The sequence below is a fragment of the Afipia sp. MLSD5-FHT05B12 genome, from assembly GCF_058793355.1.
Window position 1 is genome coordinate 12,247 of the sequence record NZ_JBXAFS010000027.1, and the last position, 19,335, is coordinate 31,581.

The 19,335-nt window shown below is 62.5% G+C and carries 21 protein-coding genes; 13 read left to right on the forward strand and 8 right to left on the reverse strand.

The window, feature by feature from the left end; translation table 11 throughout:
- Positions 1 to 86: 86 nt before the first annotated feature.
- On the reverse strand, positions 87 to 974 hold the full coding sequence (locus tag AC1Q6J_RS21455) for a dihydrodipicolinate synthase family protein (protein ID WP_492281175.1): 888 nt from the start codon (positions 972 to 974) through the stop codon (positions 87 to 89).
- 470 nt (positions 975 to 1,444) lie between these two features.
- On the opposite strand from AC1Q6J_RS21455, the gene AC1Q6J_RS21460 reads away from it, so the two are divergent.
- From AC1Q6J_RS21460 to AC1Q6J_RS21480, 5 genes are all read left to right on the forward strand, one after another.
- Positions 1,445 to 1,798 (forward strand): hypothetical protein, encoded by a 354-nt coding sequence (locus AC1Q6J_RS21460; protein WP_492281213.1) that lies wholly within the window; start codon positions 1,445 to 1,447, stop codon positions 1,796 to 1,798.
- A gap of 116 nt (positions 1,799 to 1,914) precedes the next feature.
- Positions 1,915 to 2,157, forward strand: a complete 243-nt coding sequence (locus AC1Q6J_RS21465; protein WP_492281214.1) for a GIY-YIG nuclease family protein — start codon at positions 1,915 to 1,917, stop codon at positions 2,155 to 2,157.
- A complete protein-coding gene (gene lhpI, locus AC1Q6J_RS21470) occupies positions 2,154 to 3,113 on the forward strand; it encodes a bifunctional Delta(1)-pyrroline-2-carboxylate/Delta(1)-piperideine-2-carboxylate reductase (protein ID WP_492281176.1) in 960 nt (319 codons plus the stop codon). The genes AC1Q6J_RS21465 and lhpI overlap by 4 nt, the downstream gene beginning before the upstream one ends.
- Before the next feature lie 254 nt (positions 3,114 to 3,367).
- Positions 3,368 to 4,300: an SMP-30/gluconolactonase/LRE family protein gene (locus AC1Q6J_RS21475; RefSeq protein WP_492281177.1), complete on the forward strand. Its 933-nt coding sequence runs from the start codon at positions 3,368 to 3,370 to the stop codon at positions 4,298 to 4,300.
- 194 nt (positions 4,301 to 4,494) lie between these two features.
- Positions 4,495 to 5,088 carry a GNAT family N-acetyltransferase gene (locus AC1Q6J_RS21480; protein ID WP_492281178.1) on the forward strand — a complete coding sequence of 198 codons (594 nt, stop codon included), beginning with the start codon at positions 4,495 to 4,497 and terminating at the stop codon, positions 5,086 to 5,088.
- A 319-nt stretch (positions 5,089 to 5,407) separates the two neighbouring features.
- Here the strand turns inward: AC1Q6J_RS21480 and AC1Q6J_RS21485 are convergent, their stop codons facing one another.
- Positions 5,408 to 6,193: an acyl-CoA thioesterase domain-containing protein gene (locus AC1Q6J_RS21485; RefSeq protein WP_492281179.1), complete on the reverse strand. Its 786-nt coding sequence runs from the start codon at positions 6,191 to 6,193 to the stop codon at positions 5,408 to 5,410.
- Between the two features lie 86 nt (positions 6,194 to 6,279).
- On the opposite strand from AC1Q6J_RS21485, the gene AC1Q6J_RS21490 reads away from it, so the two are divergent.
- Positions 6,280 to 7,212: a LysR substrate-binding domain-containing protein gene (locus tag AC1Q6J_RS21490; RefSeq protein WP_492281180.1), complete on the forward strand. Its 933-nt coding sequence runs from the start codon at positions 6,280 to 6,282 to the stop codon at positions 7,210 to 7,212.
- Between the two features lie 65 nt (positions 7,213 to 7,277).
- On the opposite strand, the gene AC1Q6J_RS21495 is transcribed toward AC1Q6J_RS21490, so the two are convergent.
- Positions 7,278 to 8,120, reverse strand: coding sequence for an AAA family ATPase (locus tag AC1Q6J_RS21495; RefSeq protein ID WP_492281181.1), 843 nt, complete (start codon positions 8,118 to 8,120; stop codon positions 7,278 to 7,280).
- A 125-nt stretch (positions 8,121 to 8,245) separates the two neighbouring features.
- Positions 8,246 to 8,491: a GlsB/YeaQ/YmgE family stress response membrane protein gene (locus AC1Q6J_RS21500; protein ID WP_492281182.1), complete on the reverse strand. Its 246-nt coding sequence runs from the start codon at positions 8,489 to 8,491 to the stop codon at positions 8,246 to 8,248.
- A gap of 307 nt (positions 8,492 to 8,798) precedes the next feature.
- On the opposite strand from AC1Q6J_RS21500, the gene AC1Q6J_RS21505 reads away from it, so the two are divergent.
- The 4 genes from AC1Q6J_RS21505 to sseA all read left to right on the forward strand — a co-directional run bounded on the left by AC1Q6J_RS21505 (position 8,799) and on the right by sseA (position 12,687).
- Positions 8,799 to 9,974: a vWA domain-containing protein gene (locus AC1Q6J_RS21505; protein ID WP_492281183.1), complete on the forward strand. Its 1,176-nt coding sequence runs from the start codon at positions 8,799 to 8,801 to the stop codon at positions 9,972 to 9,974.
- Positions 9,975 to 10,051: 77 nt separating this feature from the next.
- Positions 10,052 to 11,104 (forward strand): DMT family transporter, encoded by a 1,053-nt coding sequence (locus AC1Q6J_RS21510; protein ID WP_492281184.1) that lies wholly within the window; start codon positions 10,052 to 10,054, stop codon positions 11,102 to 11,104.
- Between the two features lie 133 nt (positions 11,105 to 11,237).
- Positions 11,238 to 11,666, forward strand: coding sequence for a rhodanese-like domain-containing protein (locus tag AC1Q6J_RS21515; protein WP_492281185.1), 429 nt, complete (start codon positions 11,238 to 11,240; stop codon positions 11,664 to 11,666).
- Between the two features lie 169 nt (positions 11,667 to 11,835).
- A complete protein-coding gene (gene sseA, locus AC1Q6J_RS21520; protein ID WP_492281186.1) occupies positions 11,836 to 12,687 on the forward strand; it encodes a 3-mercaptopyruvate sulfurtransferase in 852 nt (283 codons plus the stop codon).
- 10 nt (positions 12,688 to 12,697) lie between these two features.
- Here sseA and AC1Q6J_RS21525 read toward each other — a convergent pair whose 3' ends face one another.
- Positions 12,698 to 13,600 carry a hypothetical protein gene (locus AC1Q6J_RS21525; RefSeq protein WP_492281187.1) on the reverse strand — a complete coding sequence of 301 codons (903 nt, stop codon included), beginning with the start codon at positions 13,598 to 13,600 and terminating at the stop codon, positions 12,698 to 12,700.
- Between the two features lie 343 nt (positions 13,601 to 13,943).
- Between AC1Q6J_RS21525 and AC1Q6J_RS21530 the strand changes: the two genes are divergently transcribed.
- Positions 13,944 to 15,164, forward strand: coding sequence for a L,D-transpeptidase (locus tag AC1Q6J_RS21530; protein WP_492281215.1), 1,221 nt, complete (start codon positions 13,944 to 13,946; stop codon positions 15,162 to 15,164).
- Positions 15,165 to 15,262: 98 nt separating this feature from the next.
- Here the strand turns inward: AC1Q6J_RS21530 and AC1Q6J_RS21535 are convergent, their stop codons facing one another.
- From AC1Q6J_RS21535 to AC1Q6J_RS21545, 3 genes are all read right to left on the reverse strand, one after another.
- Positions 15,263 to 16,219 carry a D-2-hydroxyacid dehydrogenase family protein gene (locus AC1Q6J_RS21535; protein ID WP_492281188.1) on the reverse strand — a complete coding sequence of 319 codons (957 nt, stop codon included), beginning with the start codon at positions 16,217 to 16,219 and terminating at the stop codon, positions 15,263 to 15,265.
- Positions 16,220 to 16,294: 75 nt separating this feature from the next.
- Positions 16,295 to 16,573, reverse strand: a complete 279-nt coding sequence (locus AC1Q6J_RS21540) for a hypothetical protein (RefSeq protein ID WP_492281189.1) — start codon at positions 16,571 to 16,573, stop codon at positions 16,295 to 16,297.
- Between the two features lie 85 nt (positions 16,574 to 16,658).
- Complete coding sequence (locus AC1Q6J_RS21545; RefSeq protein ID WP_492281190.1) at positions 16,659 to 16,862, reverse strand: hypothetical protein; 204 nt, start codon at positions 16,860 to 16,862, stop codon at positions 16,659 to 16,661.
- A 262-nt stretch (positions 16,863 to 17,124) separates the two neighbouring features.
- Here AC1Q6J_RS21545 and ettA point away from each other — a divergent pair, with 262 nt between their 5' ends.
- Together ettA and AC1Q6J_RS21555 are read left to right on the forward strand one after the other, a co-directional pair.
- Positions 17,125 to 18,774: an energy-dependent translational throttle protein EttA gene (ettA, locus tag AC1Q6J_RS21550; RefSeq protein ID WP_492281191.1), complete on the forward strand. Its 1,650-nt coding sequence runs from the start codon at positions 17,125 to 17,127 to the stop codon at positions 18,772 to 18,774.
- Positions 18,771 to 19,220 (forward strand): MarR family transcriptional regulator, encoded by a 450-nt coding sequence (locus tag AC1Q6J_RS21555; RefSeq protein WP_492281192.1) that lies wholly within the window; start codon positions 18,771 to 18,773, stop codon positions 19,218 to 19,220. The genes ettA and AC1Q6J_RS21555 overlap by 4 nt, the downstream gene beginning before the upstream one ends.
- The last annotated feature ends 115 nt before the right edge of the window (positions 19,221 to 19,335 follow it).

Sequence of the window (19,335 nt, forward strand, 5' to 3'; positions counted from 1 at the left end):
GGTTTGCGACGCGATAAGTCCTTTAACGTGATGTCTGCTGCGGCCGATTTCAACGCCTCGATGACGCTGGGTTCCAGCCCGAATGGCTAACCCAGTCCGCCCAGGACACCTTCGACGATCTTGCGTTCCTCGGCGGTCAGCGGTGTTTGCGGCGCGATAGGGTCGCCGACGGCGTAACCCTGCATGTCCAGCCCGGCCTTGATGCAGGCCGCGAGATTGAACCGCGCGAACACTTCATTCACCCGCCACAGCTTGCGCTGAAGCGCGACAGCTTCATCCCATCGTCCCGCCTTGCACAGATCGTACAGCCGCACGCTTTCGCGCGGCACGATGCAGGCCGGCCCCGCCATCCAGCCGACGCCGCCGATCAGCATCACGGCGGAGGGAATATGTGCCGACGCCGCGAACACCTTCATCTTGTCGCCGCAGCGGTTGATGATCGACAGCAGGCGGCCGGTGTTGTTCGAGGCATCCTTGATGTACTGGATGCGCGGATGCTCGGCGAGGCGCGCGATCACGTCGAGCGTGAGATCCGAGCGCTGGAAGTTCGGGTTGGTGTAGATCACCACCGGAATATCGACAGCGTCTGCGATGGCGCGGAAATAAGCCTCGACCTGCGCGTCCTTCACCGGGAAGTATGCTTCGAGGATGGCCAGGATGCCGTCGGCGCCGATCGCCTGATACGCTTTCGCCTGCGCGACCGCATCCGCTGTCGATGTCGACGCCACGCCTGCGATCACCGGCACGCGCCTGCCAGTGGCTTCCACCGTCGCGGCGACCACGGCTGTGCGCTGCTCGCGGCCAAGATAGGCGAATTCGCCGGTCGAGCCGAGCGGCGTCAGTCCGTGGACGCCCGCCTTTATCATGTCGTCGCAGAGCCTGCCCAGAACATCGGTCTTGATGCTGCCATCAGGCGCGGTCGGGGAGACGAGGTAGGGAAAAACACCGTGCAGGTCAGTTGGCAGGTCGGTCATTTGCGGGCTTCACTCTCATTAAGTGGAGTGGATTTTGACATTCGCTTACCTACCGGCGGTGAGTCCGCGAAGCGAATGTCAAATCCAAAACTCCTCTGGAAACTTATATTTGCTAGTGGTCCGTCGTTTCTGGTTCGCAGCGATGCCCGCTGAAACGGGATGCGAATGTTGGAATCGGGTCACCAGGTGGGCGCGTTAACGATTGATGGCTTGTTTTCGACGTTTCGATTGATCCGCGCAAGCCTCGCACAGCATGATGTGGACGCGCTGCGCGCATGCGACACAAGATGTCGGTGCGCCCGCAGACGATCATGGTATGAATCGCTGATTCGGGCGCGTTTCGTTCCATCCGCGTTCCAAACCTTAAGATCATGCGGCGTCTTGGCTGGTGCGGCTGTCACGTTATGAGACAGTTTGCGCGGAAAGTGCCGGAACACGCACGATGCGGCGAGGCAATGATGAGGTCTGAGATGATAAGGCTGATGATTTCCGCGCTGCTGCTGACGCTGGTCCCGCATGTTGCGATGGCGCAGGACGTGCCCGGCATCGAAATCTGCACCGCCGAGAAAACGATGGAACGTCGCACCGGCTGCCTCCAGAGCAATGTGAACTTCCTGAAGGCGTCGCTGACCAAGGCCTCGCTGGAGAATCAGCAGAAGATCGACGCTGCCAACCGGCAGATTGATGCGCTGAAGGCAACGGTGGTCGGGCTGCAGAACACTGTCACGCAGTTGCAGGCTCAGGTGCAGGCACTGGGCAAGCAGCCCAACGGGGCGGCCAAAGACGCACCGAAGGAAGCGCCAAAGACGCCAGCCGCCAAGTGACGCGCGCGGCTGCCAGGTCCGGTGTGGTGAGGAAGGCGCGCACCGCGAAGCCGAAACCTCGCGTCGCGAAATCAAAGCCTCGCGCCGCGAAATCAAAACCCGCAGCGTTCGTCTATGTGCTCGGCAGCTTTCACAAGGGCCGCTACATTTCGTATGTCGGCTGGACCAACGACGTCGCGCGGCGACTTGAAAAGCATAATGCCGGCATCGGCGCGCGCTCGACACGCGGGCGGGCGTGGACGCTGCTGCATACCGAGCCGTTCCTGACGCGGAATGAAGCCATGAGCCGCGAGTGGCACCTCAAGCGTGACCGCGCATTCCGGAAAAAGCTGGTGGACAGGGTGCGGGCGACATTATGAACACGACGCCATCTCCCATCGTCATCGACGCCGCGCACACCCGCGCCAGCCTGCCGTTCGATCGGCTGATCGCGGCGCTGCGCGAGGCGTTCACCGAGGGGGCTGATGTGCCGCTGCGTCATCATCATTTCATGCCGCAGCCGGACGGCTCGACCGCGACTATTCTCATCATGCCGGCGTGGCAGCGGGCGTTTATCGGCATCAAGATCGTCACGATCTTTCCCGAAAACGGCAAGCGCGCGCTGCCGGGGCTGTTTTCGAGTTATCTGCTCTGTGACGGCGAGACCGGACAGCATGTCGCGCTGATCGATGGCAATGAGATCACCTCAAGGCGCACGGCCGGGATAGGTGCGCTCGGCGCAGCGTTTCTCGCACGCGAGGATGCGACGAAGTTGCTGGTGGTCGGCTCGGGCCGGATCGCAAGCCTCACGGCGGATGCGTTCCGCGCGGTGCGTCCGATCGAGACAGTCGCGGTGTGGAATATCCACGAAGCGGGCGCGGCGCGGCTGGTGTCCGATCTCCGCGCCAGAGGCATCGACGCTCATGTCGCGACCGATCTGGAGCGCGCGGTGGGCGAGGCGGATATCGTGAGCTGCGCGACGCTTGCACACAAGCCGATCATCAAGGGCGAATGGCTGAAGCCCGGCGTGCATCTCGATCTGGTCGGCAGCTTCACGCCGTTCATGCGCGAAGCCGACGACGAGGTGTTCCGGCGCGGACGCGTCTGGCTCGATACCTACGACGCGCTGAAGGAAAGCGGCGAACTGCTCGACCCGATCCGCGACGGTGTCATCGCGGCCGACGATATCGCCGGTTCGCTTGCCGAACTGTGTCGGGGCGAGCGCAGGGGCCGCAGCGGTGCATCGGAGATCACCGTGTTCAAGGCGGTCGGCAACGCGCTGTCCGACATCGCCGCCGCCGCGCTGGTGTGGAAGGATTTTTCTGCGAAAGCCTGAATCTCTCCCTGGGTCGTCCCCGCGAAAGCGGGGACCCATAACCACCAAACTCGAATGTGGTCCGCGATGCGGGCGACGAGTGCATCGGCTATCCATGCTGAACGATGATCCAAGGAGTATGGGTCCCCGCCTTCGCGGGGACGACGTGGTGATGCGCCGTGACAAGCCAGCTCTGCGTCCTCGCGCTGGTCATTCGCAAAACCGCACGATAGGTTTCGCGCGCTAAAATTAAAAACACTGTTCGGAAGGTCTTCATGTCTAACGTCCGCGTCATCGCAACCGGTCTCGAATTCCCCGAAGGGCCGGTGGTGATGCCCGATGGCTCTGTGGTGCTGGTGGAAATTCGCCGCCAGACGCTGACGCGGGTTCATCCCGACGGGCGCAAGGAGATTATCGCGAAGATTCCCGGCGGGCCGAACGGCGCGGCGCTGGGACCTGACGGCAAGATGTATCTCTGCAACAACGGCGGCTTCTCCTGGGCGCCGGGTCCGGGCGGCAACATCATGCCGGGCGCGCCGCGGCCGTCGGAATATATCGGCGGCTCGCTGCAGCGCGTTGATCTTACGACCGGCAAGATCGAGACGCTGTTCACCCATTGCGGCGAACGGCAGCTCAAGGGGCCTAACGACCTCGTCTTCGACAAAGAGGGCGGGCTCTGGTTCACCGATCTCGGCAAGCGCCGCGCGCATGATCTCGATGTTGGCGCGGTCTATTACATGAAGAAGGGCGGAGCCGAACTCGTCGAGGCCGTGCCGCACATGCTGCCTGCCAACGGCATCGGCCTCTCGCCGGACGAGAAGACTGTCTACGTCGCCGAGACGCCGACTGCGCGGCTGTGGGCATTCGCCATCGGTGCGCCGGGGCAGATCGCGCCGATTGAACCGATTTATCGCGGCGAGGTCGGCAGGCCGATTTCGGGGCTTGGCGGGTATCAGATGTACGACTCGCTCGGCGTCGAGGCCTCCGGCAACGTCTGCGTTGCCACGCTGATTACCGGCTGCATCTCGGTGATCGCGCCCGACGGCAAGCTGGTTGAGCAGGTGCCGACCGGCGACAATGTCACCACCAATATTGCGTTCGGCGGACCTGAACTGAAGACGGCCTACATCACGCTGTCCGGCAAGGGCGAACTGGTGGCGATGGACTGGCCGCGCGGCGGCCTGCCGTTGAATTTTTTGAACAAGTAACTCTTAACCTCGCCCCGTTCTTGCGGGGAGAGGTCGGCGCCATAAGCGCGTTTACGCGCGTCTGCGACGCGCTATTGCACCGGGTTAGGGGCGCTTTCGCGAAATCGAGATTGTTTGCAATATGCCCCTCACCCCAACCCTCTCCCCGCAAGCGGGGAGAAGGAGCAAGGCATCGGTCGTAAAAGGAAGTATGAATGTCCTGGCTCTTTCCCGTTACACTTGAAGGTCCTCACGCGCGGCTCGAGCCGCTGTCGCGGGATCACGCCGCCGACCTCACGGAGGCCGTGCGTGACGGTGAGTTGTGGAAGCTCTGGTACACCTCCATCCCGTCGCCGGACACCATGCAGTCCGAGATCGAGCGGCGTCTTGCGTTGCAGGCCGCAAGATCGATGCTGCCGTTCACGGTGAAGGATGCCGGTGGCAAGGTCGCCGGCATGACGACCTACATGAACGCCGATGCGGTCAACCGGCGCGTCGAGATCGGTTCGACATGGTATGCGAAACGGGTGCAGCGCACTGCGGTGAACACCCAGTGCAAGCTGCTGCTGCTGACCCATGCCTTCGAGAAGCTGAACTGCATCGCGGTGGAGTTCCGCACGCATTTCTTCAATCACCAGTCGAGGCGCGGCATCGAACGGCTGGGCGCCAGGCTCGACGGCGTGTTGCGCAGCCATCAGATCGCACCGAATGGCACGCTGCGCGACACCGTCGTGTACAGCATCACCGCGGCGGAATGGCCGACAGTGAAGGCGCACCTGGCCTATCAGTTGCACGAGAAGGCGCGGTAGACGCAGCTCGGGTTCCGGAATTAACCTGCTCGGCAGGCGTTAAGGTTTAAACACGGCTTTCGTTGCGCCGGCAGACAAGCGGATTATCGTTTTAGCGCGGACAATTGCCCCCGTCCGCAACCAGCACGACGGGGCCGTCGGCCGGCATACTGCGATCGGCGGCCCTCGCCATGAGGCAACCATGTCCGAGGCTATATTCGTTCTTGTCCTGGTGTTCGTGGTCGGTTTTGGCATCGGCTATGGCGTGCGATCTCAAATGGTCATCATGCGCAGGGCCAGGGCCCGCCGCGGGATGTGATGTACTCGCCGCGCGGGAGCGTTACGCGCCTGCGGCGGCTGCCTGCTTCGGAAATGGCGTCAGCGCGACCGCCATCGACACGCTGCCGATTTCACCCTGAACATCGAGGATCGCGCCTCCGCCAATGCCGAGGCCGCGTTGCGTGTCCCACCGTGCATTCGCCCTGATACCGATCCACCCGCTCGCCGGCGCTTTCAGCAATTGCACCATGAGATTGGGGTTGGGATCAGCGACCACGTTCTGCAGCGGGCGCGCGATGCCATGCGCCCAGTCCGCCGGTCCGAGCACCGACGACAGGCCGCCGGGTGCGGCACCTTCGATGATCGGCACATTCTGGTGAAACCACGCAACACCGTCGCCCATGCGCGCATCCATCGCGTTCATCATCCACGGCCTGCCGTGGAAGGATGCGATGGTGCGGAGCGGATAGCGCAACGGATCGACCGGCGTGGAATCGGCGCGGGGAATTTCCGGGGCCTCGATACGGCGTTCGTTGGCGAGCGTGACGCGTGCGGTGGCGCAGGGTTCGGAATCGCCGCCCGCGAACATTGTGTTGTCGATGACGTTGACCCGCCCGCCTTCGCGCAGCGCCGCGATCCGCGTGCGCAGTTCGGTCATCGGCGTCGGCTTGAGGAACGACACGGTGACGCTGACCGCGGTTCCCCATTTGCAGGTACTCGCAAGCGCCTCGATTTCAGCGGTGAGCAGACTTGCGATGGCGCCGCCTTGCAGGCCGCTGAAGGGCCCCGCAGCCAGCGGCGTGGGCTGCCAGTGTCCCGCCGAGCGGCCGGGTTCGAAGATCGCCATGATCACTATCCAGATGAGAAGGATTGAACGGGCATTGAATTTGGATCAGATTTCATGGAGCGACAAACGGAGCCTCGTCACGTGACATGAATAAAATTCACCCGTTGGCTGAGCTATCCGGGCCACTGCGCGTGATTCCACCGCTGCCCGCGCTGCTGGCATTTCAGCGTGCCGCCGCTCAATTGAGTTTCCGCCGTGCCGCGCGCGATCTGGCGCTCAGTCCGTCGGCGATCAGCCATCAGATTCGAGGTCTGGAGGAGCGCTTCGGCGTGCGGCTGTTCGCACGCGGCGGGCGGGTGGTGAAACTGACGCCGGATGGCGAGCGCTATTTCGAGGCGGTGTCCGGCGCGCTGGCGATGCTGGAAGATGCCAGCCGCGATCTGCTGCGCGAGGCGCGCGGCAGTCAGGGTGAACTGCGCATCTCCTCGATGCCGTTCTTCACCAGCACGGTGTTGATCCCCGCGCTGCCTGCGTTCAAGCGAGATCATCCCGCGATCACGCTGTATATCGAGGCGACGCATCAATATGCCGACTTCGATCGCTCGGGCGTCGATGTCGCGATCCGGTACGGCCGCGAGCGCACGGCGGGACTGAAGCTGGAGCCGCTGGTGGATGTCGGCAGCCTGCCGGTGTGTACGCCGCAGTTGCGGCGGGTGCTGCGCGATCCCGCTGACCTTGCGAAGGCCACGCTGATCCATGTCTCCGCGCAGCCGCGGGCGTGGCCGGCGTGGTTTGCCGATGTCGGCGTGGGCGATATGGTTCCGGCGGCGCATATCTGGTTCGACAGCGTGCCGGCGGCGCTGGAGGCAGCAGAGCAGGGGCTTGGCGTCGCGCTGGGGATGAATCCGCTGATCCGCGGCCGCAAGGGTTTTGGCAGGCTTCTGGTCCCGCCATTCGATTTGCCCGCGCCGCACATGCAGACACTTTATGTCGTGACGCGCACCGAGCAGGCGAAGGACAAGCGCATCGCCGCCTTCAAGCGCTGGCTGATGGCGGCGGTGAAGCAGGCAAGCGGATAGGCAAAAGAAAAGGCGAGAGAGCCGAGGCTCTCTCGCCTTGATTCAATTCAGGCTTGAGGCGCCGGTCAGACTTCCCGGCGGCTGAGGAACGCCAGGCGCTCGAACAGATGCACGTCCTGCTCGTTCTTGAGCAGTGCGCCGTGCAGCGGCGGGATCAGCTTGCGCGGATCGCGTTCGCGCAGCTGCTCCACGGTCATCTCTTCATTGAGCAGCAGCTTGAGCCAGTCGAGCAGTTCCGAGGTGGAAGGTTTCTTCTTCAGGCCCGGCACGTCGCGGACCTCGAAGAATATCTTCATCGCTTCCTGCACCAGACGCTTCTTGATGTCGGGGAAGTGGACTTCCACGATGGCGTTCATGGTGTCGATGTCGGGGAACTTGATGTAGTGGAAGAAACAGCGGCGCAGGAACGCGTCGGGCAGTTCCTTCTCGTTGTTCGAGGTGATCATGATGATCGGGCGCTGTTTCGCCTTGATGGTCTCGCCGGTCTCGTAGACATGGAATTCCATGCGGTCGAGTTCGAGCAGGAGGTCGTTCGGGAATTCGATGTCGGCCTTGTCGATTTCGTCGATCAGCAGGACCGGGCGCTTCTCGCTGGTGAAGGCCTCCCACAGTTTGCCGCGCTTGATGTAGTTCGAGATTTCCGACACGCGCGGATCACCGAGCTGGCTGTCGCGCAGGCGCGACACCGCGTCGTATTCATAGAGGCCTTGCTGCGCCTTGGTGGTCGACTTGATGTGCCAGGTCAGCAGCGGCGCATCGAGCGCTTGTGCGACTTCTTCGGCCAGCACGGTCTTGCCGGTGCCGGGCTCGCCCTTCACGAGCAGCGGGCGTTCGAGCACGATCGCGGCGTTGACCGCGACCTTGAGATCATCGGTGGCGACGTAATTCTTGGTGCCGGTAAATTTCATCGAAGTTTGCCTTGGTAAGTTTGTCTGGGTTCGTTTGTTCTGTTGGAAAGAATTTCGCCGCCGTTTCGTTTCAAACAAGAAGCGACCGCTTCATAGGCGGTCGCTTCCGGGAGCCCTTTAAAACGTCACGCCCGGCGGATCAATGAGAGGATGACCAGCACGACGATGCCGCCGATCGCCGCGTTGATGATCTCGCCGATCATGCCGACGCCGAGCCGAATGCCGAGCTGCGGCAGCAGCCAGCCCGCGACCACCGCGCCGACGATGCCGACGACGATGTTGCCGAGAAGTCCGAAGCCCGCGCCCTTCACGATCAGGCCGGCCAGCCAGCCAGCGATCGCACCGACGATAATCCAAGCAATAATGCCCATGGACGAAACCCCTTGTTTTAAACGCTGCGACTCCCGCTTCGGGGCGTCGCGCGTCCCCGGTCAACGCCGCGAACTGTCTCCGGCTGGAGCAGTCCGGGAGGCGTCAAACAACAGTTTAAATGAATTTGCACACCAATCCAAACCGCGCCAGTACTGTTTTTGAACGCAATCCTGCCTTGCGGGGCGATTTTCCGGGTAGACGCAGGCAGACGGATGGCCTGCAACCCTGTAGTTTCATCGCTCTAACCCGTCAGCGCGGGTGACGCACGCCCTTGACGGAAGCGGCTTCGGAGGCGATCTAAGTCCCATGTTTCTGCAATTTTTCACATCGCTGCGCGACGCGCAGGTGCCGGTCACGCTGCGTGAATATCTGACGCTGATGGAGGCGCTCGACGCCAACCTCGCGGATCAGAGCGTGGAGCATTTCTATTATCTGTCGCGCGCCTCGCTGGTGAAGGACGAGCGCAATCTCGACAAGTTCGACCGCGTGTTCGGCACGGTGTTCAAGGGGCTCGAAAGCCTGCTCGACGCCATGGAGAAAGCCGAAATTCCGGCGGAGTGGCTGCGCAAGGCTGCCGAGAAGTATCTCACCGAGGAAGAGAAAAAGCAGATCGAGGCCATGGGCTGGGACAAGCTCATGGAGACTCTCAAGAAGCGCCTCGAGGAGCAGAAGAAACGCCATGAGGGCGGCAGCAAGTGGATCGGCACTGGCGGCACGTCGCCGTTTGGTGCGAACGGCTACAATCCCGAAGGCGTGCGCATCGGCCAGGAGAAGAACCGCAACTTCTCGGCGGTGAAGGTCTGGGACAAGCGCGAGTTCAAGGATCTGGACGGCAACGTCGAGCTTGGCATCCGCAATATCAAGGTCGCGCTGCGCCGCCTGCGCAAGTTCGCGCGCACCGGTGCGCCTGACGAACTCGATCTCGACACCACCATCAAGGAAACCGCCAACCACGGCTATCTCGATGTTCACATGCGCCCCGAACGGCGCAATGCGGTGAAGGTCCTGATCTTCTTCGACATCGGCGGATCGATGGACGGTCACATCGCGCAGGTCGAGGAACTGTTCTCGGCGGCGAAGGCCGAGTTCAAGCACATGGAGTATTTCTACTTCCACAACTGCCTCTATGAGGGCGTGTGGAAGAGCAACAAGCGCCGCTTCACCGACCGCACCCCGACCTGGGACATCCTGCACAAGTATCCGCACGATTATAAGGTTGTGTTCGTCGGCGACGCGTCGATGTCTCCGTATGAGATCGTGGTACCGGGCGGCTCAGTTGAGCATGTCAACGAGGAGCCCGGCTCGGTGTGGCTGGAGCGCGTGACGCGCACCTATCCGCACGCGGTCTGGCTCAATCCCGTCGCGCGCAAGCATTGGGATTATTCGGAATCCACCACCGTGATCCGCCGCCTGTTCTCGGAGCGGATGTTCCCGCTGACCCTTGAGGGGCTCGAGGGCGCGATGAGGGAACTGACACGGTAAGCGCACAGTCCCGGAAAGCGAAAACCGGTTTCCGGCAACCGGTTGGCGTCGACCGATCCCGTGCATATGCTCGAACCATGAACCCTCGCGCGGTCATATTTGCCCTTCTGTCGGCCGCACTTTTTGGCGCTTCAACGCCTGCGGCGAAATTGCTGTTGGGTACAGTGCATCCCGCCATACTTGCCGGTCTGCTCTATTGTGGCGCGGGCATCGGCGTCGCGATCCTGCGACGGATTGCAAGTGTAAGCAGCGCGCATGCGCGGAGGGAAACGGCGCTTCGGAAGGGCGATATTCCCTGGCTTGCGGGTGCGATTGTGGCAGGCGGAATAGCCGGGCCGCTTTTGCTCATGGTGGGGCTGTTACGCACCGACGCGACCACCGCATCTCTTCTGCTGACGTTCGAAGGCGTGGCGACCGCGTTGCTCGCATGGTTTGCCTTTCATGAAAATTTTGACCGGCGGGTCGCCGCAGGCATGGCGTTTCTGGTGCTGGGCGCGATTGTACTTGCATGGTCGGGGCAACCCACATTTTCGTCGCTGGCGGGGCTAGCCGCGATTGTTGGGGCGTGTCTCGCCTGGGGATTGGACAACAATCTGACCCGCAAGGTGTCGCTTGCCGATCCGCTTGAAATCGTCGAGTGGAAGGGCCTTGTGGCGGGGCCGGTCAATCTCTTGATAGGTCTTTGGGCTGGAGGAAGCCTGCCCGCACCTGACGCAACGGGTCTCGCCGGGCTGATCGGTTTTTTGAGTTACGGCGTCAGTCTTGCTCTCTTCGTATATGCTCTGCGCCATCTCGGAACCGCGCGAACCGGCGCTTATTTTTCGACGGCGCCCTTTATCGGCGCTGTGGTCGCGATCGTCGTTCTGCGGGAGCCTCTGACGTTTCAAATCGCCATTGCCGGTGTATTGATGGTGATCGGGGTTTGGTTACATCTGACCGAGGAGCATGTTCATGCGCATGAACATGCTCCACTCATTCATAGTCATGCACATGTTCATGACGAGCATCATCAACACGAGCATGGTCCTGATGATCCGGCAGGCGAACCGCATTCCCACGTCCATCGTCACGTCTGGATGAAGCACGCTCACCCTCACGTTCCGGATATGCATCATACGCATCGGCATTGAAGGGCCGGGCCGAATGGCGAAACAACTAGCCGGTCTTTGAAGAAACAGGTTGGCCGCGAAGGCCGGTCATGACAATTTGCTCCGGACCGAATTACGCTGGATCGAGCCACATCAAGAACTTGAGGCAAAGGGAATGCCATCCACCATCAACCGCGGCTACAAGAAACTGCTCGACGAGGCCAACGCTCAGATCGAGACCATCAACGCGGCCGAAGCCGTCGAACGTTTTCCGCAAGGCGGCGTGGGACAGAGCGAAGTCGTGATCGTCGATCTGCGCGATCCGCGCGAGATCGAGCGCGAGGGCCGCATTCCCGGCGCGTTCCATTGCCCGCGCGGCATGCTGGAATTCTGGATCGATCCGGAAAGCCCTTACGCCAAGCCGGTATTTCAGGAAAACAAGAAGTTCGTGTTCCAGTGCGCCTCGGGCTGGCGCTCGGCGCTGGCCGCCAAGACCGCGCAGGATATGGGCCTCTCTCCGGTGGCCCATCTCGGCGGCGGCTTCACCGCATGGAAGGCCGCTGGCGGTCCGGTCGAAAAGGCCGAGCCGAAGAAGAAAGATTAATCGTCACCACGTCATCCTTCGAGTCTTGCCGAAGACGGCTCGCACCTCAGGATGACGTCGACCTCCATCCCATCGATTGCAGAACAAGCATCAAGCCGTCACCCTGAGGTGCCGTAGCGCAGCGAAGGCCTTGAAGGGCGACGGCGAATTGGAAATACAGGAATAGACAATGACCCACGATCCTCTCGTTTCCACCGAATGGCTTGCCGTACACCTGAACGATCCACGCGTGAAAGTTCTCGATGCGACCTTCAAGCTGCCCGGCATTCTGCCGCTGCCGAAGGACGACTATCTGGCGCAGCACATTCCCGGCGCGGTGTTCTTCGATGTCGATGCGGTGTCGGATCATTCGAGCGCACTGCCGCATATGTTTCCGTCGGCCGAACAGTTCGGCCGCGACATCGGAGCGCTCGGCATCGGCAACGATGACATCGTGGTGCTGTACGATGCGGGTGGATGGGTCGCTGCGCCGCGCGGTTGGTGGATGTTCCTCTCGTTTGGCCACAACAATGTTCGCGTGCTCGACGGCGGCCTGAAGAAGTGGCTGGCCGAGGGCCGTCCGGTTGATAGCAGCGCGGTGACCCCGAGGCCCGCAATGTTCAAGGCGGCGTTCGATGCCAGGCGCGTCCGCAGCGTGCAGCAGTTGATCGGAAATCTTGAGAGCAAGGCCGAGCAGGTGGTCGACGCGCGCCCAGGCGCGCGTTTCGAAGGCAGTGTGCCCGAGCCGCGCCCCGGTCTGCGCGGCGGACATATTCCAGGTAGCCGCAGCGTGCCTTATGCGGGCCTGTTCGATGCCAATACCGGCGCGATGAAGCCGCTTGCGGACTTGCGCGCGGCGTTTTCCGGCGCGGGCGTCGATCTCGACAAGCCGATCGTCACGAGTTGCGGCTCGGGTGTCTCGGCGGGTGTGCTGACGCTGGCGCTGTACCGGCTCGGGATCGCTGACACCGCGCTCTATGACGGCTCATGGGCGGAGTGGGGCGAGCAGAGCGGCCCGCCGGTCGCGACCGGCCCGGCATAGCCGGGCGATCCTAGCCGCCGAACAGCGGAAAGGCATTTTGCTGCTGGCGCTGTTGTTCAGCGCGCGCACGTTCGGCGGCGCGAGCGCGAGCGATCTGACGCCGCTGTGCGATGGCGAGAGAGTTGACGCGGCGGACTTTCTTGGCCGCAGGCCGGGGTATCGTCGCGGAAGCCGTCGCCTCTGTCGATCGTTCCAGAGACGCGACCGTCTCCGTCGATCGTGGTTCGGAGGCTTCAGTCTCCGAGGATCTGGTCTCAGTTGGCTTCGCTTCGGATGATTTCGAGTCCACTCGCTTCGGTTCGGCAAAGCGAGGTTCGGACATTGCGTCGACAGCTTTCGCTTCTGAAATCCTGAACTCGGAGGACTTCACATCCACAGGCCTCGCTTCAAGAGGCTTCACTTCCTGAGGCTTCTCGTCCTGAATCTTTGTCTCGGGCGCACTGGCTTCGGAGGTTTGGATATCCGACGGTTTGGTTTGCTCGACAGGTGCCTCTGCCGCCCGAACACCGGCGCTGTCCTGTGCATTCAGAGCGGCAGCGGCCTCTGCGGCCGGAGGGGGTTCGGCCGGCGTTTGTTCGGCGTCCTTGACCGCGCTGCCGGTGTCCTGCCTGGCGATCTCGGCCGGCTTCGTTTCCGGCGGGTCGCGCGGAATGTCCCGGATGATGACCTGCTGGCGGATGGTCCTGTCCGGAGACGGCTTTGCCGTCAGCGCCTCGACCCGCAGCATCGCCAGCGTCGGTCCGCTGATCTCGAACTGCGGCGCCAGCATCGGCTGCTGCGCCAGCCGCCACGACGGCAGGCTGGCGAATTCGTCGTGCGCCGCGCGCAGCAGCGCGGCCGCGCCAAGGCCGAAGATCAGAACGGAAATTGCCAGCACGGTCGTCGCAAACAGGATTCGGAATCCGGGGAGCATTGTGACGTGTCCTGCCTTCGGCAATGGAGGCGCGAAGGTGATCGAGCCAAAACGGAACGCATGCGAACGCTGGAAGAGGCAAAAACTGAACGCTGAAAGGTGGGCAAACGCCACGAATCAAGCCCTTGAGAAGGATACCGCACGCCACGGATTTGCCCGAAAAAAGTTCGGCTGGGGCCCGGCACGGCGTCACATTGGCGGGAACCTGTTGCCCGGTTGCAATCTCGCGAAAAAGTCAGCCATTCCGGGCGCTTTTTTCCAACGAATGTCTTGAATGCGCCGCTATCCTGCGCGAACTGCCGTTAACGATACGGTGGCGGGTTCGCGCTATATAAGGGGCATGATGTTCAATCGGCTTTCCAAGGTTTCTGCCAAGTGTTTCACGACGGCTTTTGCGGTTTCCGCGGTGGCCGGCCTGGCAGGTGCATCTGTCGCACTGGCGCAGTCCTATCCGCCGCCTCCGGGCTATTCGCAGCCGATCCAGCCTGCGCCCTACGACGCGCGGGACGATCGCAGCGTACCGGATTTCGACCGGCTTGACGGCGATGACCGTGGTACGGCGCTGTCGCCTCCGGGCTATCAGCAGCAGCCGAATTACCAGCAGCAGCCGGCTCCGCAGCAGCAGAGCTACCAGCAGCCGGGACTGGACCCGCGCGGCCCGGTGATGTCGCCGGATGACCCGCGTTATGGCCGCTCGACGGTCTATTCCGATCGCGGTCCGGCGCCGATCTACAGCGAGCGCGGCCCGACACAGCTTTATCCCGACCCGGCCCCGCCACAGAACGGCGACGGCCCGATGCGTCCACCCGGCGCGGTCGATGGCGGTTCGACCGGCGCGGTTCAGCCGCAGGGGCAGGGAACGGCGATGGGTGCCAATGGCCGTTCGGTGATGGCGGCCTTGCCGCCGGAAGAGCAGCCGGAAACCGGCCCGCGCAAGGAACTGCCTGAGCGTCTGCGCCGGCAGGAAGTGAACTATCCGACCAAGGAGCCGGCGGGCACGATCATCGTCGATACCCCGAATACGCAACTCTATTATATTCTCGGCAATGGCCGAGCGATCCGTTATGGCGTGCGTGTCGGCCGCGACGGCTTCACCTGGACCGGCGTGCAGAAAATCACCCGCAAGGCGGAATGGCCGGATTGGCATCCGCCGACGGAAATGATCGAACGCCAGCCGTACCTGCCGCGCTTCATGGCCGGCGGCGACGGCAATCCCCTCGGCGCGCGTGCGATGTATCTCGGTTCGACCGTGTACCGTATCCACGGCACCAATCAGCCATCGACCATCGGCCAGTTCGTTTCATCCGGCTGCATCGGCATGCTGAACGAAGACGTCACTGATCTGTTCGAGCGCACCAAGGTCGGCACCCGCGTCGTGGTGCTGCCGGGCGGCAAGCCGCCTGCACCGCCCGTGACTGCGTCCGCGCAGCCGTATCAGGGCGGCCCTGCTCCTGCGCCGATGGCGAACGGTGTACCTCCCCAGCGTCCGACCGCCTCGATGGGCGTGCCCAATCAGGGACCGACGGCGGTGCCGCCGCTGCCTGCGCCGGTCACGATCCGCTAAGCCGGATTTCAGGTCATGCAAAGGCCCGGCCAATAGCAGTCTGCCTTGCGCAGACTGCGTAAACTTGTCCGCGCTGCCGGGTTTTTTGTTGCACGGTGTTACGTCATCATCCGCACCGGCGCGCCCTTGAGCCACGCGGCGATGTCCTCGACCATATCGCCGTAATACTTCCGGTAGTTGTTCTCGGTGACATAGCCGAGATGCGGCGTGAGCACGACATTGTCGAGCTTGCGCAGCGGATGATCGAGCGGCAGCGGCTCCTGCGAGAACGTGTCGAGGCCCGCGCCCGCGATCGCCTTGCGCTGAAGCGCATCCAGCAGCGCGGTTTCATCCACGATCGGTCCACGCGCTGCGTTGACCAGATAGCTGGTGGGCTTCATGCGCTCGAGATCGGCGCGCGTGACCAGCCCGCGCGTGCGTCTGCTCAGGATGACGTGAATGGTGACAATGTCGGCGGTGGCGAACAGTTCGTCCTTGCTGGCGTAGCTCACGCCCGCGGCGGCGCAGGCCTCTGGCGTCAGGTTCTGGCTCCAGGCGATCACTTTCATGCCAAGCGCTTTGGCGACCGATGCCACCTTGGTTCCAAGTTTACCGAGCCCGACAATGCCGAGCGTCATGCCCTCGACATCCTGTCCCATGGTGGTCTGCCATGGCTCGCCCGCATGCATGCGGGCGTTCTCGAAGCCGATCTTGCGGGTCAGTTCCAGCATCAGGCCAATGGTGATCCCCACGGTGGCGTTGCCGGCTCCGCCGGTTCCACACACCGTGATGCCGCGCTCCTTCGCGGCCTCAAGATCGAACGATGCATTGCGCATGCCCGAGGTCAGCAGCAGTTTCAGCTTTGGCAGCGCGGTCAGCACCTCGCGGCTGAAGGGCGTGCGCTCGCGCATGGCGCAGACGATCTCGAAATCCTGCAAGGCGCGCACGGTCTCGTCGCTTGACGCGAACGGCTTGTTGAAAACGGTGGTTTCGATCTTGTCCCTGAGCGGGGACCAGTCGGCGAATGTCAGGGCGACATTCTGGTAGTCGTCGAGGATCGCGCAGCGCAGGGGCATTCAGGTTGATCTTCTTCGTTCTGAATTTGGTATCCGGGAATGGTGCCGCGCCTGAGCGGCGCGCGCAATGGCTTGTCAACTCAGTGGCGGCGTTCGCACTTCGCCCTTCGTGCGCGCATTGGCGCGCACCTCCGCGTCCTGTTCATTGAGCTTTCTTTTGCTGCGCCAACTGAGCCTGCGGCCCCAGCGGGTCTGCGTCAGGACGAAAGCCGCGCCAGCGAGGATCGCGATGGATACGGCGGCCAAAGCAACATCCCTCTCGCTGATTTTTCCAAGATCTTGTCTGGCGAAGAAGGCCGATGCCATCGCGATGGCAACGCCGCCGCCGATCAAAACATACAGGATGCGGTTCATCGGTTCGCTCGCGGTCTGCAAGACGAGGCAAATTGGGCCGGGTCGGCCGGTACCGTTATGGTATCCGCAGTCTAGCTGAAACCGGTCAGCCGCGACGGGCCTGTTTGGCCGCACAGGCCGGGCCCGGGCCGCGCATATAGTGCCGTTCCGGGTGGTAGGGGTTGAAGGCCGCCTTGATGAAGGTGCGCCAGAACTCGCCGATCTCGGCCAGCAATCCCCTGGAAGCGGCCGTGCGGGGCGCGGACATGTCCGCGATATGGGCTGTCATCGGTGTGCTGTGCGTCGTCATGGCTTCTGCTCGACGATCTGCTGTCTTGACGCTGCCTGTTGGTCGCGGCGCGCCTGCTCGCGGTTCGAAACTGCAGCTTGTGGGGGATTCGATTAAAAAGCCGTTTTTGACGCGGCAACGGCCCGGCAGCGCTGGAAAATCCTGTCGTTAGGCTTTCCAAAATCCTACCCTGCGGTTGCCCTTTGCGGTTCCCGCCGCTACATCAACGGCAGCAAATTTCCCCGCGCATTCCCGCTCAAATCTGACGGTTCCAAGGATCACGATGGCTCGCCAGTTCGTCTACTTCATGCAGGGTCTGACCAAGGCCTACCCGACCCGCAAGGTGCTCGATAACGTGCATCTGTCGTTCTATCCGGACGCCAAGATCGGCGTGCTCGGCGTCAACGGCTCGGGCAAGTCGACGCTGCTCAAGATCATGGCCGGCCTCGACAAAGACTATAACGGCGAGGCTTGGGTCGCCGACGGCGCGCGGGTCGGCTACCTCGAACAGGAGCCGCAACTCGATCCGGCCAAGACCGTTCGCGAAAACGTTATGGAAGGCGTCGCCAAGCAGAAGGCGATCCTCGACCGCTACAACGATCTCGCGGTGAACTATTCCGACGAGACCGCCGACGAGATGACCAGGCTGCAGGATGAGATCGAGGCCCAGGGCCTCTGGGATCTCGACAGCAAGGTCGATCAGGCGATGGATGCGCTGCGCTGCCCGCCGGACGACGCCGACGTCACCAAGCTCTCAGGCGGTGAACGCCGCCGCGTGGCGCTGTGCCGCCTGTTGCTCGACCAGCCAGACCTGTTGCTGCTCGACGAACCGACCAACCATCTCGACGCGGAATCCGTATCGTGGCTGGAAGGCCATCTGCGCAATTATCCCGGCGCGATCCTGATCGTGACCCATGACCGCTACTTCCTCGACAACGTCACGGGCTGGATTCTCGAACTCGATCGCGGCAAGGGCATTCCCTACGAGGGTAACTATTCACAGTGGCTGGTGCAGAAACAGAAGCGTTTAGAGCAGGAAGGCCGCGAGGACGCCGCGCACCAGAAGACGCTCGCCCGCGAGCAGGAATGGATCGCCTCATCCCCGAAGGCACGTCAGGCAAAATCCAAGGCGCGCTACCAGCGCTATGAGGACCTGCTCAAGCAGGCCAGCGAGAAGCAGACCCAGACCGCGCAGATCACCATTCCTGTCGCCGAGCGACTCGGCCAGAACGTGGTGGACTTCGAAGGTCTCAGCAAAGGCTTCAACGAACGGCTGCTGATCGACGATCTCACCTTCAAGCTGCCGCCCGGCGGCATCGTCGGTGTGATCGGCGCCAACGGCGCGGGCAAGACCACGTTGTTCAAGATGATCACCAAGCAGGAGACGCCGGACGCGGGCACCATCACGGTGGGCGAGTCCGTGCATCTCGGCTACGTCGATCAGTCGCGCGACGCGCTCGATGGCAAGAAGACCGTGTGGGAGGAAATCTCCGGCGGCAACGAGCTGATCCTGCTCGGCAAGCGCGAGGTGAATTCGCGTGGCTACTGTTCGTCGTTCAACTTCAAGGGCGCGGACCAGCAGAAGAAGGTCGGCGCGCTGTCGGGCGGCGAACGCAATCGCGTGCATCTCGCCAAGATGCTGAAATCCGGCGCCAACGTCCTGCTGCTCGACGAACCGACCAACGACCTCGACGTCGATACGCTGCGCGCGCTCGAAGAGGCGCTGGAGGATTTCGCCGGTTGCGCCGTCATCATCAGCCACGATCGCTGGTTCCTCGACCGTATCGCGACCCACATTCTCGCCTTCGAGGGCGACAGCCATGTCGAATGGTTCGAGGGCAATTTCCAGGATTACGAGAAGGACAAGATGCGCCGTCTCGGTCAGGACTCGGTGATCCCGCATCGCGTGAAGTACAAGAAGCTGACGCGGTGAATGCACCGCTCGACAGCAGCATGAATGAGCAGGAGCGTGCGCTCCTGTCCATGGATGTCGCATGGGTCCAGTGGCGGGCGGAATTCCGGAAGAAGCTTTTCACCGGCGGCGTTCTCGAACGTCCGCTGCGCAGCGTGTTCGAAGCCGACATGATCTTCAGCATCGTCGCGCACCATGCGCTGAAGGGGCGGCCGATCACGCATAAGGAACTCACGACCTATTTCGGCATGATCGCGACCGAGGCGACGGTCTCGCGCCACATCGACGATATGGAAAAGGGCGGTCTTGTCGAGCGCCGCCTCGACGACAACGACCGCCGCCGCATGTTCCTGATGCCGACGCGGCGGCTCGAGGGCCTCGGCCATGAATTTCAGCAGGCGCGGCTGCGCATCATGCGCGAAAATGGCTTTGTCTGGAATGGCAACGGGGCAAGAACGCCGAAATGAGGTGGCGTGAGCCAGCAACGCGTCAGAAGGTAGCAAGCGCGACGCGCGGCAATCATAGTGCTACCGCCGGAATCCGGCTACGGCTGTCGGGGTGGAGAATCAACAGGCCAGGTAG

What these genes read in the sequence shown, in the direction of transcription:
- AC1Q6J_RS21480 (WP_492281178.1), top strand. Translation starts at nt 4,495, where the DNA reads ATGTCCTGGCTCTTTCCCGTTACACTTGAAGGTCCTCACGCGCGGCTC.
- AC1Q6J_RS21490 (WP_492281180.1), top strand. Translation starts at nt 6,280, where the DNA reads ATGAATAAAATTCACCCGTTGGCTGAGCTATCCGGGCCACTGCGCGTG.
- lhpI (WP_492281176.1), top strand. Translation starts at nt 2,154, where the DNA reads ATGAACACGACGCCATCTCCCATCGTCATCGACGCCGCGCACACCCGC.
- AC1Q6J_RS21460 (WP_492281213.1), top strand. Translation starts at nt 1,445, where the DNA reads ATGATAAGGCTGATGATTTCCGCGCTGCTGCTGACGCTGGTCCCGCAT.
- AC1Q6J_RS21535 (WP_492281188.1), bottom strand. Translation starts at nt 16,219, where the DNA reads ATGCCCCTGCGCTGCGCGATCCTCGACGACTACCAGAATGTCGCCCTG.
- AC1Q6J_RS21545 (WP_492281190.1), bottom strand. Translation starts at nt 16,862, where the DNA reads ATGACGACGCACAGCACACCGATGACAGCCCATATCGCGGACATGTCC.
- AC1Q6J_RS21540 (WP_492281189.1), bottom strand. Translation starts at nt 16,573, where the DNA reads ATGAACCGCATCCTGTATGTTTTGATCGGCGGCGGCGTTGCCATCGCG.
- AC1Q6J_RS21455 (WP_492281175.1), bottom strand. Translation starts at nt 974, where the DNA reads ATGACCGACCTGCCAACTGACCTGCACGGTGTTTTTCCCTACCTCGTC.
- AC1Q6J_RS21515 (WP_492281185.1), top strand. Translation starts at nt 11,238, where the DNA reads ATGCCATCCACCATCAACCGCGGCTACAAGAAACTGCTCGACGAGGCC.
- sseA (WP_492281186.1), top strand. Translation starts at nt 11,836, where the DNA reads ATGACCCACGATCCTCTCGTTTCCACCGAATGGCTTGCCGTACACCTG.
- AC1Q6J_RS21500 (WP_492281182.1), bottom strand. Translation starts at nt 8,491, where the DNA reads ATGGGCATTATTGCTTGGATTATCGTCGGTGCGATCGCTGGCTGGCTG.
- ettA (WP_492281191.1), top strand. Translation starts at nt 17,125, where the DNA reads ATGGCTCGCCAGTTCGTCTACTTCATGCAGGGTCTGACCAAGGCCTAC.
- AC1Q6J_RS21505 (WP_492281183.1), top strand. Translation starts at nt 8,799, where the DNA reads ATGTTTCTGCAATTTTTCACATCGCTGCGCGACGCGCAGGTGCCGGTC.
- AC1Q6J_RS21525 (WP_492281187.1), bottom strand. Translation starts at nt 13,600, where the DNA reads ATGCTCCCCGGATTCCGAATCCTGTTTGCGACGACCGTGCTGGCAATT.
- AC1Q6J_RS21510 (WP_492281184.1), top strand. Translation starts at nt 10,052, where the DNA reads ATGAACCCTCGCGCGGTCATATTTGCCCTTCTGTCGGCCGCACTTTTT.
- AC1Q6J_RS21530 (WP_492281215.1), top strand. Translation starts at nt 13,944, where the DNA reads ATGTTCAATCGGCTTTCCAAGGTTTCTGCCAAGTGTTTCACGACGGCT.
- AC1Q6J_RS21485 (WP_492281179.1), bottom strand. Translation starts at nt 6,193, where the DNA reads ATGGCGATCTTCGAACCCGGCCGCTCGGCGGGACACTGGCAGCCCACG.
- AC1Q6J_RS21495 (WP_492281181.1), bottom strand. Translation starts at nt 8,120, where the DNA reads ATGAAATTTACCGGCACCAAGAATTACGTCGCCACCGATGATCTCAAG.
- AC1Q6J_RS21475 (WP_492281177.1), top strand. Translation starts at nt 3,368, where the DNA reads ATGTCTAACGTCCGCGTCATCGCAACCGGTCTCGAATTCCCCGAAGGG.